This is a genomic window from Paenibacillus sp. BR1-192 (assembly GCF_029542445.1).
Lineage (GTDB): Bacteria > Bacillota > Bacilli > Paenibacillales > Paenibacillaceae > Paenibacillus_AQ > Paenibacillus_AQ lautus_A.
On record NZ_CP120718.1, the window covers coordinates 4,299,368 to 4,314,902 of the forward strand.

Here is a 15,535-nt window from a genome sequence, read left to right on the forward strand (position 1 = left end):
GGGATGACCTCAATACACATCCCGCTGATAACGTTTCTGTTGCTGCATGAGCGTCAGATATTCCGCAGCTTCTTCCGGACTCATCCCGCCTTCTTGTTCAAGAATGGACCCCAGTGCGGAGTGCACGTCATGAGCCATCTTTTTCTCATCGCCGCACACATATACGCAAGCCCCTTCTTGGAGCCACTGGTACAGCTCCTTGCTGTTCTCCAGCATCCGGTGCTGCACGTACACTTTCTTGTCCGTATCCCGTGAAAAGGCAACATCCATGCGAGTCAACACCCCATCCTTCAACCAGCGCTGCCACTCGATCTGGTAGAGGAAGTCCGTCGTGAAATGCTGATCGCCGTAGAACAGCCACGATTTCCCTTCTGCGCCCGTCTCTTCACGTTCCCCCAGGAAAGCCCGAAAAGGGGCCACGCCCGTGCCGGGTCCAATCATAATAATCGGGGTGTCCGGATTCTCGGGGAGTTTAAAGTTCGGGTTATGCTGAATGTATACCGGCAATGAATCGCCAGCTTCCAGTCGTTCTGCCAATTGTACCGAGCATACCCCGTAGCGGTTGCGGCCGTGTGCTTCATAGCGGACCGTCCGAACGGTGACATGGACTTCATCTGGAAACGCTTTGGAGCTGCTTGCGATCGAGTACAGACGAGCCGGAATCTTGCGCAGAATGGATACAAAATCGCTTGCCGCCACTTGCTGCAGCCCATAATCCTGTACCAGATCCAGCAAATCCCGTTCCTCGATATAGGCACGAAGTTCCTGCTCATGTCCAGGCTCCAGCAGTTTCCGAAGCCCTTCGCTCCCCGACAGCTTAGCCGCCTGTTCAATCAGAGGTTTCGTGAGAACCGTGATTTCATATTGACGGAGCAAGGCATCCCGCAGCGTCCGCGCTTCTCCACTTTTGTTCACAACGACCGCTTCGTCTGCATTCCATCCCATTTCAGCGATGAGATCATCTACCAGCTGCGGATGATTTTCCGGATAGATGCCTAAACTGTCGCCAGGCTCATACTGCAGATTCGATCCTTCAAGCGATATTTCGATATGACGGGTTTCCCGGTCAGACCCTCTTCCGTTCAAATTCAAATTTTCGAGGATCTCGGCTTGAAACGGATTGCTTCTCGAATATTCCGATTCCGTACTGTCGGTCAGGGCTACCGCGCTTACATGTTCAACAGCGGACGATCCCGCTCCGGCCTCATTCAACGATAGGAGGACCTGATTCATCCATTCCGCGGCCGATTCATCAAAATCCACGTCGCAGTCTACTCTTGGCGTCAGCCGCTTACCGCCCAGTTCCTCGAGGCGCTTGTCGAAATCTTTACCCGTTTGGCAGAAAAATTCATACGAGGTATCCCCCAGCGCCAGTACGGAATATTGAAGATTCTCCACCTGAGGTGCCCGCTTGCCATGCAGGAACTCATAAAATGGAATCGCGTTATCCGGCGGTTCGCCCTCTCCGTGCGTACTTACAATAATGAGGAGATTCTGTAATTTCTTCAGGTTGTTCGGCTTGAAATCGCTCATCGAGGACATGGTGACCTGCAATCCGACTTCTTCAAGCTTCTTCGATAACTTTTTCGATAATCCATGACCATTGCCCGTCTGAGACCCATATAGGACGGTGACTTCTTTAGGAGCTGACACGACCGGTGCCGATACGGCTGCCGCCGCGCTCGCTTGCGGTGAAGCAGTAACTGCCGCAGCGGCTGCCGTTCCCTGCAAAGCCGCGATAAAGCCGCTCAGCCACGTCCGCTGGGATTCCGTCAGTGTAGGCAGTAAGCGATTCAGCAATTCCACTTGTTCCTGATTAAAAGGACTGTTCGTTACTTGAAGTTCCAACAATATCCACCTCTCAAAAGCGCACATTATTAATTCCTACTATTGCGATACAATTAATTTTATTGCTCCTCTGAACCTATCACAGCTTACGGGACCGGTCAATTACAATGTTCTTATAGCATTTATCAGTTTTCCTGATAAATCGGTTTTCCCGACGTTTACTGGATAAAAGCAAGCCGAATTACGGAATATCGCCATCCCCGAATGGTAATGATACCAATGATAAGGAGGAAGACATCGGATGCACAATCAAGACTGCAATTTTACGCCGCTGAAACGCAAATTAAAGGAACAGCTTTCGGATATCACGGGCCACCTGCAGCAGGTTATCGTCAATTTGGATCGAGACGGCTCCTGCCTGCTAGGGGAGCTGGACTCGATACGAACCAAGTTCATGGAAGCCGAATCGATTTCATCAACGTATTATCTCAATTGTTTTCTCTTCCCCTTCACCAGCAAATATCAAGAAATCGCGAAATCTGTATACCATCTCAGCCAAAAAAATCTGGGTGCGTTAATTGTTATTCAACGCGAGGACGGCCTGGATTCCTTAATAACGCCCGGCATTCCCTTGTCGGCAGAAATCACGAGCCCCCTGCTTGAATCCATATTCGTTCCGGGCAGTCCGCTCCACGATGGAGCTGTGCTCGTGCGCAAAGATATGATTATTTCGGCTGCGAACGTGCTCCCGTTAACCGCCAAAACCTACGGGGATCGCAAGCTCGGAACCCGTCACCGTGCAGCCATAGGACTATCCGAGATCAGTGATGCCTTGGTCCTCGTTGTATCGGAAGAGACCGGGAGAACCTCCTTCTGTATGGAAGGCACAATGTATCCTTTATCCATCAGCAGCCCCTAGCATTGGCTGTTGATTCATTCTGCCTCCTAGAAGCAAATGAAGAGTAACCCTTCCTGACCGAAGCCGACATATCTCAGTAGACTAAACCTTGAAAAAAAGAGCCGCAGATGCTGAGTCTGCGGCTCTTTTTATGGATCCAACCGATGATGGATCTTTTATGCAAAGGTATAGGTCCAGAAACGCTCCGTTCCGAAGCGCTGCTCCACTTCCTTGGCCTTCATCTGTTTCTTGCCAAGCAGCTCGGCTGCTTGGAATTGAGAGCGATGAGCTTGAATGGAGTTCAGCTTCTGCACCATAAACATGGATACGTCTTGGTAGACATCCGGTTTACCCAATTCCTGTTCACAGTTGTTGGAGAAAGCCAGACATTGGACCACGGGTCTTTCTTCGGACGGCATCCGACCAATCGTTCGAATGACGGCCTCGCCTGTTGCATCATGATCGGGGTGCACGCTGTAACCAGGGTAGAACGTGAACACCAGCGATGGCTTGATCTCCTGAAGCAGAGAAGCAATCACGCCGTCCAGTTTGTCCTGATCCTCGAACTCAATCGTTTTATCATGGAAACCAAGCAATCTCAGATCCTGTATGCCGATGGCTTTGCAGGATTCTTCCAGCTCCGCTTTGCGTATCGTTGGAAGCGTAATGCGATTCGCGAAGGGAGGAATGCCCATATTGCGGCCCATTTCCCCCAGCGTTAAACACGCGTAGGTTACATGTGCGCCTTCAATAATATATTTAGCCAGCGTTCCGGACAAACCAAAAGCCTCGTCATCCGGATGCGGCAATACGACCAGTATGTTTTGCTCCATCGATCCTCGTCTCCTCTCTCTATTAAAAAGGTTCCCGGCTCAGCTGCAAAGCGACAACCAGTTTCCCCTGACTGTCATGACCCGCCATGATGAGCCGTTCGGTGTCCGTCTGCTCGAAGTGGGTGAGTCCTTCCGTATATACCCAGCCTTGGCCCATCTTCAATCCGACCCTGTAAGGTCCGTTGCCGGATATGGAACCATGACTGTAACGAATGGTTGCGTTCGTTATAAAATTAGCCGCCGGGTGTTTGGAGCTGTCATAATGGGCAGCATAGGCGCCTGTCGTCATCTCAAGATGGATATATAAATCCTGATCCTTCAATTTATCAATCATTTGCTGTACTTCAGTTTGATTTATGAGTTCCATATTTCCCTCCAATATAAAGAATCACTACGCCATAAGCAGTCGATATGATAATTCTATCATAATTATTGAGCAGGACGAAAACCCTCAAAACCGATGAACAAGATTATCTCTCGGCAAAGAGAGTTGCGTATTCCGGCTGTGCCGCATAAACGCTTAGCTCGTGCTCAGATATAACCGTATAGCCTTCCCGGCGCAGAAGAGCCGTAGTCACGCCATAACCGGCCTGTTTCACATTGTCAAATTCTCCGTTATAAATCATGGCACTTCCGCAGGAAGGACTTCCCTCTTTCAGGACGATCAGCAAGGCTCCAAGCTCTTGTGCCATTCGAAGAGCCTGGTGTGCACCTTGGATATACATCTCGGTCACGTCTCTGCCCGATAGCTCCACCACTCTGGCTTTTCCCGCCAGTACATCATCCCCGTTCCCTCCAACGATCTCCGCAGGTTCTCGAGGGATGGTGAATCCACCCAGCAGTTCGGGACATACGGTTACGGCTTTCTTCGCTTCAACAAGCAGCTGAATATTCGTATCCATGCTGTCAGTCGCATTATAGCGAACTTTCATACCGGCTAAACATGAGCTTACAACAATCACAGATGCCACCTCAAATCTTTCGTTCATACAAACTTACAATCGAAGCCGTTCGCCCTCATTCAAGTATCATGAATCAGAACCCAAATGTCAACGAAATGCAATGAAGAGCTGCCGCTGCGTTCGGAAGCCCTTAATGCCAAAAGTGTATCCATTTTACGAACCAGACCGCTTCTCTCCATCATGACTCATCTCAGCATGGGAGCAACCCTCTTAAGGAAATGATTCATTAAAATCGGCAAGGAAATCAGAATCGGCGGATCATCCAGCCGGGGAACGTGGAGCGTAACATGAAGATGCGGCGTCCTGGCGTACGGCTTTACGATAACGGGCTCCTTTGAACGGGTACGCAGCGTAGTGGACTGAGGAAGCAGGAAATCGACCGCCTGCATGCCCCATGGGACCGAAGTAGCCATCAAATAATATGTGCCGGGTCTGACGTCGGTAAAACGAAAGGAGCCGACGGATGAAAGCAAAGTACCGTATAGGGGAAACCCTTCGGGGATCGGCTTGGCAAACAGCCCGATCAAAATCACGCCCTGAAAGGGAGCCGCGGCCTCGATCGTGCCTTCAACCGTCAAATCGGGATTATCTACCGGCATGGACTCGCGCCAGCTGTTCAGCTTCTGCAGGGCTAACAGATGCTCGTCGGCCTCCTCCTTCGAGTTCCGGAATTGCGAAGGGGTCACCCCCACCCTCTCCGTGAAGCGTGTCGTAAACGTCCCCAGACTCTGCTGGCCGATCTCCATGGCGATATCCCGTATGCTTAGATGCGTATGTAACAGCAAATCCTTTGCCTTCTCCAGGCGAAGCGATGAAACATAATATAACGGAGGCAGCCCGATTCGATCCTTGAATATACGCGAGAAGTGATATGGGCTGTACCCGATGTAATCCGCAAGCGTTGATAACGGGAGAGGCTCGTAAATATTCTTGTGAATATAAGCGATTACTTCATCGATTTCAGCATATCGATCAGTCATCAGGTCTGCACCATCTTTCATACCGGATATGTTATGTATGGATTCCAATTCATCTCTGTCGAAGAACAATTGTTCGCATTCATACTATCATATCCATTTAAAAAATGGAAGCATTTGCAATGCTATATTCACGAATTAAATAATTAAAATTGCAACTAAAAAGCCGCGCTGGTTGCACGGCTTTCATCATCTTAATCCATATCCGGAATATGGATTTCCACTTCTTTTTTGCTTTGGGAGGATCGCAGAATACCGTCCAGTATCGCTTGATTGCGAAGCACCTGCTCACCCGGAATCGGCGCCGGCTTGCCTTCGCGCACCGCGCTAACGAAATCCTTGATTTTCTCCTGGAATACATTCAGCTCATGGCTGATCAGCGGTATTGCGCTTTCGGTATGATGGCCCTGGATATCGTGGAACAAGGAAATCGAGCCTACCTTCCCGTCCCATACACCGCTCCAAGGGCCTGAGCCTGCAGGCGTAATCTTCATGCCCGCGTCCGTCCCAAGGAACATCGTTGCCCCGAGCGTATCCATATGCATAGCCCAGGATGTTTTAAAGTTAAGCACAAGGTCGCCTTCAAACCGAATGATGGCTACCCCGAAATCCTCTACGTTAAACGCTCCGGCTTCCGCATGGTATTTGGGATTCGTCCCGAAATAATTCGACGTATAAGCGGATACCGTTAATGGCTTGGGATATCCCAGGGCGTTCAGCGCCATGTCCAGGGAATAGCATCCGATGTCCGCCATAGCGCCTGCCCCGGCGATTTCCTGGCGTACAAACGTGCCTCCTGGCATTCCCCGTCGGCGGCCGCCCCCGGTTTCCACATAGTACACTTTTCCAAGCTCGCCGTTCTGGATCAAATTCTTAATGATGCCCATGTTCGGGTCATATCGCGGCTGGAAGCCTACATTAAGCATATTCCCGGTCTTCTTCGAGATTTGAACCATCTCGATCGCTTCATCCAAAGTGACCGACATCGGTTTTTCAAGCATAACGTGTTTGCCCGCCGACAGCGCATCGATCGTCGTACGGTAATGAGCGACGTTCGGCGTACAGATGCTTACGCCGTCCAGGTCAAGATCCAACAATCTGCGGTGGTCATCGAATCCGATGGCTCCCTGCAATCCCCAGCGCTCAATAAACTGATCGGCTCTGCCGGGTAAAATATCAGCTACGGCAACAATTTGCACATCGTCAATTTGTTTATAGTACTTTGCATGCTCCCCCGCAATGCCGCCGCTTCCAATAATTCCAATTCGAATGGTTTTGCCCATGGCTGATACTCCCCCTACAATTTCACATTCATGGCTCGGTATGTTGTTGGCGTATATCCGTATCTCTTTCGGAAAACGGTATGCAGATAACTGCCGCTGGAGAAGCCTTCGTGAATGGCGATTTTGTCAATCGACCAATTGGTATCGATCAGCTTCCTGCACACGGCTTCCAGGCGGACATGCTCCAGGATCTCGCTGAAGGACTGACCTTCCGCTTGCTCCTTGAATATCCGCTGCAGCTGTCTTGAGCTGATATGCAGCTTCTCTGCGACGTCATCCAGCACAACCTCCCCCGAAGAATTCGCATGGATATACTCCAGCGCCAATTGATAACGGTAAGCCTTCATATCGCGCGAAGGCAGCTCCGCTTCCGATGGCTCGGATTCATATGCGCGCACAGCGCGCAGCAATATCTGAATAAGGCATTGCTTGATCGTTGTGTACAGACCCGAATATTTCTCCTGCGAAGCCTGATAAGCCTCAAGAAAATAAGGCATCGCTCGATGGATGTCCATCGCCGGCTTCATCGGCAATTCTCTGAGCTTCTCCATGCAGTCATCGGCTTCCGCCATTTCCCAAGGATCCGAAACAGGCAGTGCCGGGCTCTCAGGCTCGGAAATCTCATCGCGGGGAATGATGTCGACGTGCAGGCATAATTCGTCCATCGGTTCCGCGGTATCCGCTTCCTGATAATGAAGCACGTTCGGACCCGTTAAATAGAACATCCCTTCCCGCAGCGCATACGGCTCATCCTCCATAATAACGGTCCCCTTGCCGCGGGGTATGAAATGAAATTCATACTCCGCATGCTTATGGAAGGAGACAATCTTCCCGGGCGGGAAGGTGGTGAGATGAAACCGAAGGACCCGGATCTCGTAACGTCCCCAATAGACCCTAAGATCAAGCCGCTCCAAGGCATCCTGCCGCTCTTTCATCATTTCGTATGGAAAATGGTTATTCATCCCGGTGCATCATCCCTGTATCTTATGCTTGAAGTTCATCCAATCTTACAGCACGATGCTCCTTGGCCGAACGATTGGCTGCCTCCATCAATTTGGTCAATTCAACCGCATATGCGATATTTTCTTCGGCAACGGTATCTTCTTGAATATGAGAAATCCATTGTTCAAAAGCACTTGCGCGGTTCGCCGGTACCGGCAGCTCAACCCAAGCATCCTTGTACTCTTCTTTTTTCGTTGAACGAATCAGAAGCTTGCTATCCGGCGTACCGTACAGGATGGTTCCATCCGTGCCATGAATCTCGATCGTGAACGGAGAGAAGTTGTTAACGAATCCGGCTTCCACCACGCCGACGGCACCCGCCGCCGTAGAGAGCGTGGCAACGGCGTTGTCTTCTACCTCTTTGCCGGTTATGTATCCGAAATTCGCTTGGACGTCAATGGCTTCCTCACCAAGGAACAGGCGCGTCAAATACATCGGATGGCAGCCCAGATCGATCAGGGCACCCCCGCGGCACTCCTCCAGGCTGTAGAAATGCTCAGGCAGCCAACCGGCGGTTGCGCCATTGTGGGACAAGCGAACGCGAACGAGCGTCACGGTTCCCAGCAATCCCTGCTCCAATACCTCACGGATCGCCAGCGTATAACCGTCATTCAGCCGCGGTAGCGATACCGTGAATTTGACCTGATTCTCCTTCACGGCTTTAATGATATCATTGACCTCCTGAAGGGTTGCAGCAATTACTTTTTCCGTGAAAATATGCTTGCCTGCCGCTGCGGCCTTCAACATGACTTCTCTGTGCATGGATGTCGGGGCATCCACGATCACGGCATCAATATCGTCGCTTTGCAGCATGTCATCCAGCGATTCATGAAAACGCACGCCTTGCTTCTCGGCGGCTTCTCTTCCCCGCTCCGGATTCTCATCCCATACCGCTACGATCTGAGCATCGGGATGCTCCTGCGCTTGTTTCGTATAATCCCATGCGTGCACATGCCAATAACTAATTTTTCCGATTCTGATCATTCTAGTCACCTCAGTATCTAATATTAAGACATCATGCCATTAATCTATCACACGTACCGCCTGATTCACAGTGTAAAATTGCGACAATCAAGTTAGAAATCACGACATGGCCTTACACAAAGAACCCCGTCGTATGACGGAGTTCGATGTGATTTCGACTAAAATCCAAATCGTTCTCTGGCTGACGTGATGTGGGCAATGTGGTGATTTCCATGCCATGCATACATGCCTGCGGCGTATTCCAAACTCGTTGTTCGCTGGTTTTCGGGATGGTAGAACGTTCTCAGATAGTCCCCATCCTTCATATTCTCCAATAAAGCGACCCATCTGGCATGTAATCCGTCGATCAATGCAAGCGAAGCCTCAATGTCTTGTGTCAATGAATCGTGCAGGGCAGCCCATTTCTGCTCGTCATACGGTTTAATCGTCGGGTTCTCTTCCGTCAACGCAAGTTTAAACCGGATATAGCTGTTCATATGACTGTCAGCAAGATGGTGAACAACCTGGCGGATCGTCCAGCCGCCCTCGCGATAAGCCGTATCCAGTTGCTCGTGGCTTAACCCCTGGACCGCTGCCCTCAGCTTCTCCGGCATTCCCTTAATCTCTCGGACCCAGACCTTCCTGTGCTCAGGCGACGTGCTGCCTCCCCAGTCAAACTGTCCTATCGGATACCTCAAATCCATGTTCCCTCTCTCCCTTCCATTATGTTTGAGATCATTCCATGTCATGATTTTAGCATCTCCGCCGAAAAATAATAGTGTCTGCACTCCTGATGGATGCTGCTTATTTCCGTCGAAAAGGCCCTCGGCATCTGCCATGGGCTTCTCTCCTGCTACATAACTGGAATGTGACTACATAGAGCCCAGTATTCCTTCGATTTCGTTCATCTGTCCAGCCGTTAAAGGTCCAAAAGCAACGGCTCCTATTAGTTCTTCCGCTTGCCTTCTCGTTTTGAAACCCGGAATCGGAATCGCCGCGCGGCTTCTTCCCCAAATCCATGCTAACGCTCCTTGAACTAAAGTACGGTCTTCACTCGTCAAAATCTCCCGCACCGCTTCAAGTTTAGCGAGGAACGACGGTACGGCCTTACCCTCCTTGAAATAGGCGACCCAGTCGTGACCGCTTCCTCGCACATCTTGATCATTGAATCGGGTGTCCTGATTAAATTTCCCGCTTAACAGCCCCATGGCCAAAGGCGTATTATTGATGCTCGCCAAACCATGACGTTCGCAAAGGGCAAGCATCTCCTTATCGTCACTGAGAACATTCAGCACGTGCTGAATGGCTGCCGCTTCGGATCGCTCTGCAAATAACTCGGCATTGGCCGTATCCCAGGTACTCCAGCCATATGTACGGATCAGCCCTTCTTGACGAAGACCGTTTAAGGCATCAATCACCGTTTCCACCTCATCCGGTCGTAATCCGCCTACATGAATCTGATAGAGATCGATATAATCCGTATCGAGTCGCTGAAGAGACCGCTCGCAAGCGTAGCGGATATAATCCGGCGTAACATTATAACGCGTAAAAACTTCCTTCGTTGTTTCATCATAGGTATATCCGAATTTGGTGGCTATCACGGCTTCGTGCCGCTTTCCTTTTAATGCGCGGCCAAGCACCCGTTCGCTATGCCCGGTACCATAAACGTCTGCCGTATCAAAAAAGTTAACACCCCTCTCCAGGGCCGCATGAATCCCTGCAACGGATTCACGTTCGTCCACCTCGCCCCATCCGTCGGACAAGCCGTCCAACGTAAAATTCCCGCCCATTGCCCAGCAGCCTAAGCCGAGCGGGCTTACCGGGATTTGCGATCTGCCTAACGTTCTATCCATGATAGTTCCTCCCTTTTCGAATTGGTTCGCCTTCAGTATAATTAGGAAAATGGTTTGTGATGAGATCCAATGATGGTGAATTTGGAGGAACCAATTAAAGGAGGGATACGGTGTACGGCATTTATATCGACCGTGAATCGAAACGATCCGTTACCCATCAGGTATGCCAGCAGCTGCGAAGGCTGATCGAATCGGGACAGCTGGCAGCGGGAGCACGGCTGCTTCCGACCCGGGTTCTGGCCAAAGAGTGGGGCATTGCGCGCAATGTAGTCATCGAGGTATATGAGCAGCTGACGGCTGAGGGATATTTGGAAGGGCGCGTAGGATCAGGCACCTATGTAGCGGGCGGGATAATACCTTCTCCCCATTCACGAAACGAGCCATCTGGCGGCGAGCAGCCGATCCATAAAGTTACATCAACTGAACATTCGCACATGATCGATTTTGCCGCCGGCATTCCCGATCAGAAGATGTTTCCAAGGCACATCTGGGCCAAGTACTTGAAACAAGCTGCTGAGGACTCCGTGAATGCAAACCATGATTACGGTCACATCAAAGGTGATAAGATGCTGCGCTCTGCCATTTGCGACTATGTATTCCGGTCCAAGGGCATCCAATGCTCATCCGATCAAATCGTGATCGTGTCCGGCGCTTCCGAAGGGTTGCTCCTCCTTGCCAAATCGTTAGCTTCCAGGTTTCATTCCATCTATATCGAAGACCCCACGATCGATATTACCCGCGATATTTTTCAGATGATGAACTATCGGCTTGTGCCGGTTGAGGTGGATCACAGCGGCATGCGCATCGACGCCATGACGAGTTTCGCACCAGGTCATCTGGTTTTATTAACGCCGTCACATCAGTTTCCTTCCGGCAGCGTACTATCCATACAGCGCAGACATCAGGCCATCCGGATGCTGGAGGAAGCCGACTCCTTCGTGATCGAAGATGATTATGACAGCGAATTCCGGCTTCGAGGAATCCCGGTGCCTCCTCTGCAGACGCTCTCGCCTTCGAGAGTCATTCACGTGGGAACATTCAGTAAAACCTTAACGCCGAGCCTCCGGATCGGATTCATGATCGTCCCGCCTGATCTAACCGATGCCATAACCGAGATGAAAGGTAAACTGAATATACATACCCCAACCGTCATTCAACAAGCGCTAAGCCAATTCATTCTGGACGGCCATCTGGAACGGCATATCCATAAGATGAAAAAAGTGTACAAGAAACGCCGCAATGTATTAACGGAGCGGCTCCATCACTTGTTCGGGCAGGATATTTCCATTGTCGGCGATGATGCGGGGATGCATCTTCAGGTGATATTCGGTCCTCAAGCTTACGCTCTCCTCCCATGGAACGATACGGTCTCATACGGGTTTCGCGTCGAGCCTGCTTCTAATTACAGAATCTCGCCATCGCGTCCTCCGGGTTCGACAGGGATCGTATTGGGATATGGAAACCTTTCGACGGAAGAGATCGAAGAAGGCTTAAGCAGGGTTTACGCATTTGCTTCCCCTTGCAGGGATTCATCTTGATTTGCGGGCATATCTTCCCTTCTCCAAACAACAATGGCTCGGTTCGCTTTACGGCGAACCGAGCCATATCTGTTTCATCCTCAGGATCTTGCCATCATATCCCTTCAATCCGGTCAAAATTACGCAGCGTCCGAAGCGCATTCAGTGTCATAACGCCCTTCCATTCTTCCTTGGCCGACGGCCATACCTCTTCGAATTGGTACCAGCTCCAATTCGGCTCCCAGGCCCCATCTTCGCCCTGGTTCTCTATAAGCAAATCCAGCTCCGCCGGAAGAAGCGCTCGATATTTTGGAAAGTAAGGAGAGTTCGGCGTGTCCATAATGCTCAGCGGTGTTGCCCCGTATCCCTCCCGGCTGCCGGGGTCCAGGCTAATGCAGTTGTCCATGAAAGCCTCCAAAGCCTCCCTTATCTCCGATGCCTGTTCCTTTGGCAATCGCTCATGCAAGCGCAAGTAACAAAACAGTTCATGCATTTCTTTTAAATCGCTGGTTCGATTCAGGTAGTCCAGAGCATAACGAACCAAGAAATCCAGCGATTCCAGAGGGTACAGCTCCCGTTCATCGATAAAATAAGCGATGATGTCTGCATTGGGATTGCCCCAATGGTCCTTAAAAGCGCCGTATTGCCACCAAATCGCTCTAGGTGACTGCTCCGCTTCTTTGGGGATAATGTCCCATCCTGAGCGTTCAGGCACATACGTATGCTCGAGATACTGTAACGCGGATATAACCCGTTCGTTCCGCTCGGGATGATTCGGATGTAACCGAAGAATCTCCAGCGCTCTGGTCGTCGCCAGGGCGGATGATTCCTTGCAGCGAAGGTCAGGCTCAAGACCATGACCGAATCCGCCATCCTCGTTCTGGTAGCTGGAAAGCTCAATCAGCACATCCGTAAACGACCCGTTCTCGAATTCATATCGGAACAAGGCCCGTTCAAGGCTTCTGGCCCCCTGCAGCATATATTGCCTTGCTTGTTCCCATCGTATCTCGTTTAGCTTCATCACTCGGGTTCCATCTCCTCGTAGAAAGTGATTCGATTGCCGAACGGATCCGTTACACGTACCTCTTTGCTGTTCCATGGGGCGATCTCGATTCCGGGTCTCTGATACGGATAGTTCTGGTTTGACAGCTGTTCGTGAAAAGCTTCAATTCCTGCGATCTCCACGCGAATGGCTGCTCCAGGGGAGCAGTCACCGTAATGCTCCGTTAAATGGATCAATAAGGAACCTTTGGATATTTGCATGTAAAGCGGCGCCGAATCGTCAAACCGGTGCTCCCAGTCCAAGGTGAAACCAAGATACTGCATGTAGAATTCCCTTGCCTTCGTTTCGTCGAATACCCTGAACAACGGTATGATTTTGCTCATGCCAGCCCCTCCCTCCTCTCATCATTCGTTTACATTATGTATGTGCTGCTGTTGACTTAATTTAGATCTTATCACAAATCACTTCACAGCTCGTCCCTATCTTATATAAACTAAACCCGAGCAAACCAATGATCCTTCGCCGGGTCATGGATCCAAACTATTCATTCCTTGTCACTTTGGTTAGTTTCTTGGCCTTCTCGCGTTTCACGCGGCTCCAAACCAGCAGAACGAGAAACGAACCTGCCAGACAGAGAAAGATGACTTTCAAATAATGCTCCACCACATTCAGAATGTACTGCCACTGCTCCCCGAATATAAAGCCTATGCTGAAGAAGGCCAATACCCATGCAGCCACTCCCGTGTATCCGTATATCCAAACCGTCCGGTAGGGAACCCGAATCATGCCGATGAAATACCCGATAAACTGCCTGACTCCGGGAATGAAAAAACAGACAATGAGCAGCTTGTTCCCATACTTGCTGTAATACGCCTGTGTTTTCTCCACAAGGGACGGCTTGATGAACAGCCATTTTCCATAGCGTTCAATCAGCGGCATCCCTAACCGGTAGCCGAGGATATAGGTAATGGTCAGTCCCATGGCCGCTCCTATAAAAGCAGATCCCATGGCCGGAACCATGTCGATGACCCCCTTATAGGTCAGGAACCCGGTATAAGTCAGGGTAGTATTTCCTGGAGGAATTGGAAGAGCAATAAAATCAAGAGGGAGCCCAATCAATAACACCAGATAACCATATTGTTCAAACAACCGCTCAACCAATTCAAACAAACTCATGGGGAAAACTCCTTCGTCTTACCGATAACTGTCATGGTAGTGGTGCAGGGCTTCATTCACATAAACTTCCCTGTTCAGCACCTCGTAGGGCACCGGGTTCTTTTCTTCGGCCCATTCTCGCGAAGGGCGGTAACGCCGTTGAATCTCCATCAATCGGGTCAGAACCGATAGAGCCGAATCTTTATGCGTGTTAATGGCCGCTTTTCGCTTCATCTCTTGCAGCAAGGACGGATCCGTCATTAGCGTCATGAATTGAAGCTGCAGTTCTCCCGCCATAGCTTGACGTGCCACGCCAATGCCAACCAGGTAGTCGGCATTGTCCTGCTCTTGGCCAGGCAAGGGTTTAACCAACAGCATGGGACGTTCCATCGTTAATGCTTCGGAAATCGTGAGACCTCCCGGCTTCGTCACCATCAAGTCGGCCATCGCCATCAATTCATGCATACGATCCACATAACCCATGACGGTGATTTGCGGATGCTCCGCAAACTCTTCCAGCAGCGATTGATATAATTTCATATTGCGTCCGCAGACGACCATAAACCGAACATCCTGCGGGTATGCCCTGGATTTCAAGAGCTCGATAATTTCTTTATCGATCATCCCTTCTCCGCCGCCCATGATCAGCACGACCTGCTCGGATGGTTTCAAGCCATAATAATCGCGCAGCCGTTCCTCATCCACCGGTTGACTATAGAGCGGGTTGACGGGTATTCCGGTCACCGAGATTTTTTCGCTCGGCACGCCTTTGCGCTCCAATGCAACCTGGACCACATCGGAACCCACCATGTAATAATCCGTATGCGAATGGATCCAATAGCTGTGATCCGTATGATCCGTCATGACGGTGGCCGTCGGCACGTCCGTGTAACCCATTGCTTTCAACAGCGACATGCCTGCCGCTGCCGGCGGAAACGTACTGACTACGATAGCCGGCTTTTCGATTTCCAGCATTGCGCTCAGTTTTTGAAGACTGAAGGTACTGAAGCGTTTCAGCATCTGAATGAGCGTGTTTTCCTCGCGCGTTTTTTGGAACAAATAACCGTAAACGGATGGAAAATGCTTCATCCACTGCACAAAGAAAAACTGTCCGGCCACATGCAGCCGCGGATGGGTTAACTCCATGTAATCAATGACTTTAACGCGCAGATGAGGGTATTTTCTTTTTGCTGATTCCACAATGGCCTTTGATGCCTGGTTATGACCCTCTCCCAGACTTCCGGTTAATATGATGATTTTTTGCTCATATATGGATCTCATTGATATTACTCCTTATCTAA

At 50.4% G+C, this 15,535-nt stretch carries 16 protein-coding genes; 2 read left to right on the forward strand and 14 right to left on the reverse strand.

The window, feature by feature from the left end:
- Positions 1–9: 9 nt before the first annotated feature.
- Positions 10–1,848 (reverse strand): assimilatory sulfite reductase (NADPH) flavoprotein subunit, encoded by a 1,839-nt coding sequence (locus tag P0X86_RS19025; protein ID WP_277746208.1) that lies wholly within the window; start codon positions 1,846–1,848, stop codon positions 10–12.
- A 241-nt stretch (positions 1,849–2,089) separates the two neighbouring features.
- Between P0X86_RS19025 and cdaS the strand changes: the two genes are divergently transcribed.
- Positions 2,090–2,707, forward strand: a complete 618-nt coding sequence (cdaS, locus tag P0X86_RS19030; protein ID WP_096774213.1) for a sporulation-specific diadenylate cyclase CdaS — start codon at positions 2,090–2,092, stop codon at positions 2,705–2,707.
- Positions 2,708–2,862: 155 nt separating this feature from the next.
- On the opposite strand, the gene bshB2 is transcribed toward cdaS, so the two are convergent.
- The 9 genes from bshB2 to P0X86_RS19075 form a co-directional block, all read right to left on the reverse strand.
- Positions 2,863–3,519 (reverse strand): bacillithiol biosynthesis deacetylase BshB2, encoded by a 657-nt coding sequence (bshB2, locus tag P0X86_RS19035; RefSeq protein ID WP_277746209.1) that lies wholly within the window; start codon positions 3,517–3,519, stop codon positions 2,863–2,865.
- 22 nt (positions 3,520–3,541) lie between these two features.
- Positions 3,542–3,886, reverse strand: coding sequence for a YojF family protein (locus tag P0X86_RS19040; protein ID WP_015735930.1), 345 nt, complete (start codon positions 3,884–3,886; stop codon positions 3,542–3,544).
- A gap of 103 nt (positions 3,887–3,989) precedes the next feature.
- Positions 3,990–4,481 carry a 2-thiouracil desulfurase family protein gene (locus P0X86_RS19045; RefSeq protein WP_277746210.1) on the reverse strand — a complete coding sequence of 164 codons (492 nt, stop codon included), beginning with the start codon at positions 4,479–4,481 and terminating at the stop codon, positions 3,990–3,992.
- Between the two features lie 185 nt (positions 4,482–4,666).
- On the reverse strand, positions 4,667–5,461 hold the full coding sequence (locus tag P0X86_RS19050; protein WP_096774594.1) for a helix-turn-helix transcriptional regulator: 795 nt from the start codon (positions 5,459–5,461) through the stop codon (positions 4,667–4,669).
- A gap of 191 nt (positions 5,462–5,652) precedes the next feature.
- Positions 5,653–6,741, reverse strand: coding sequence for a Gfo/Idh/MocA family protein (locus P0X86_RS19055; protein ID WP_009595639.1), 1,089 nt, complete (start codon positions 6,739–6,741; stop codon positions 5,653–5,655).
- A 14-nt stretch (positions 6,742–6,755) separates the two neighbouring features.
- A complete protein-coding gene (locus tag P0X86_RS19060; protein WP_096774215.1) occupies positions 6,756–7,703 on the reverse strand; it encodes an AraC family transcriptional regulator in 948 nt (315 codons plus the stop codon).
- 22 nt (positions 7,704–7,725) lie between these two features.
- Positions 7,726–8,727 (reverse strand): Gfo/Idh/MocA family protein, encoded by a 1,002-nt coding sequence (locus P0X86_RS19065; RefSeq protein WP_096774216.1) that lies wholly within the window; start codon positions 8,725–8,727, stop codon positions 7,726–7,728.
- Between the two features lie 158 nt (positions 8,728–8,885).
- Positions 8,886–9,410, reverse strand: a complete 525-nt coding sequence (locus P0X86_RS19070; RefSeq protein ID WP_096774217.1) for a YfiT family bacillithiol transferase — start codon at positions 9,408–9,410, stop codon at positions 8,886–8,888.
- Positions 9,411–9,578: 168 nt separating this feature from the next.
- Positions 9,579–10,559, reverse strand: a complete 981-nt coding sequence (locus P0X86_RS19075) for an aldo/keto reductase (RefSeq protein WP_277746211.1) — start codon at positions 10,557–10,559, stop codon at positions 9,579–9,581.
- Positions 10,560–10,669: 110 nt separating this feature from the next.
- Here P0X86_RS19075 and pdxR point away from each other — a divergent pair, with 110 nt between their 5' ends.
- Positions 10,670–12,097: a MocR-like pyridoxine biosynthesis transcription factor PdxR gene (gene pdxR, locus P0X86_RS19080; RefSeq protein ID WP_277746212.1), complete on the forward strand. Its 1,428-nt coding sequence runs from the start codon at positions 10,670–10,672 to the stop codon at positions 12,095–12,097.
- A 94-nt stretch (positions 12,098–12,191) separates the two neighbouring features.
- Here pdxR and P0X86_RS19085 read toward each other — a convergent pair whose 3' ends face one another.
- The 4 genes from P0X86_RS19085 to P0X86_RS19100 all read right to left on the reverse strand — a co-directional run bounded on the left by P0X86_RS19085 (position 12,192) and on the right by P0X86_RS19100 (position 15,515).
- On the reverse strand, positions 12,192–13,097 hold the full coding sequence (locus tag P0X86_RS19085; protein WP_277749063.1) for a hypothetical protein: 906 nt from the start codon (positions 13,095–13,097) through the stop codon (positions 12,192–12,194).
- Entirely contained in the window at positions 13,097–13,462 is a 366-nt protein-coding gene (locus P0X86_RS19090; RefSeq protein WP_096774221.1) for a glyoxalase superfamily protein, read from the reverse strand. The genes P0X86_RS19085 and P0X86_RS19090 overlap by 1 nt, the downstream gene beginning before the upstream one ends.
- A gap of 157 nt (positions 13,463–13,619) precedes the next feature.
- Complete coding sequence (locus tag P0X86_RS19095) at positions 13,620–14,255, reverse strand: DedA family protein (protein ID WP_277746213.1); 636 nt, start codon at positions 14,253–14,255, stop codon at positions 13,620–13,622.
- Positions 14,256–14,273: 18 nt separating this feature from the next.
- Entirely contained in the window at positions 14,274–15,515 is a 1,242-nt protein-coding gene (locus P0X86_RS19100; protein ID WP_096774223.1) for an MGDG synthase family glycosyltransferase, read from the reverse strand.
- Positions 15,516–15,535 lie beyond the last annotated feature (20 nt).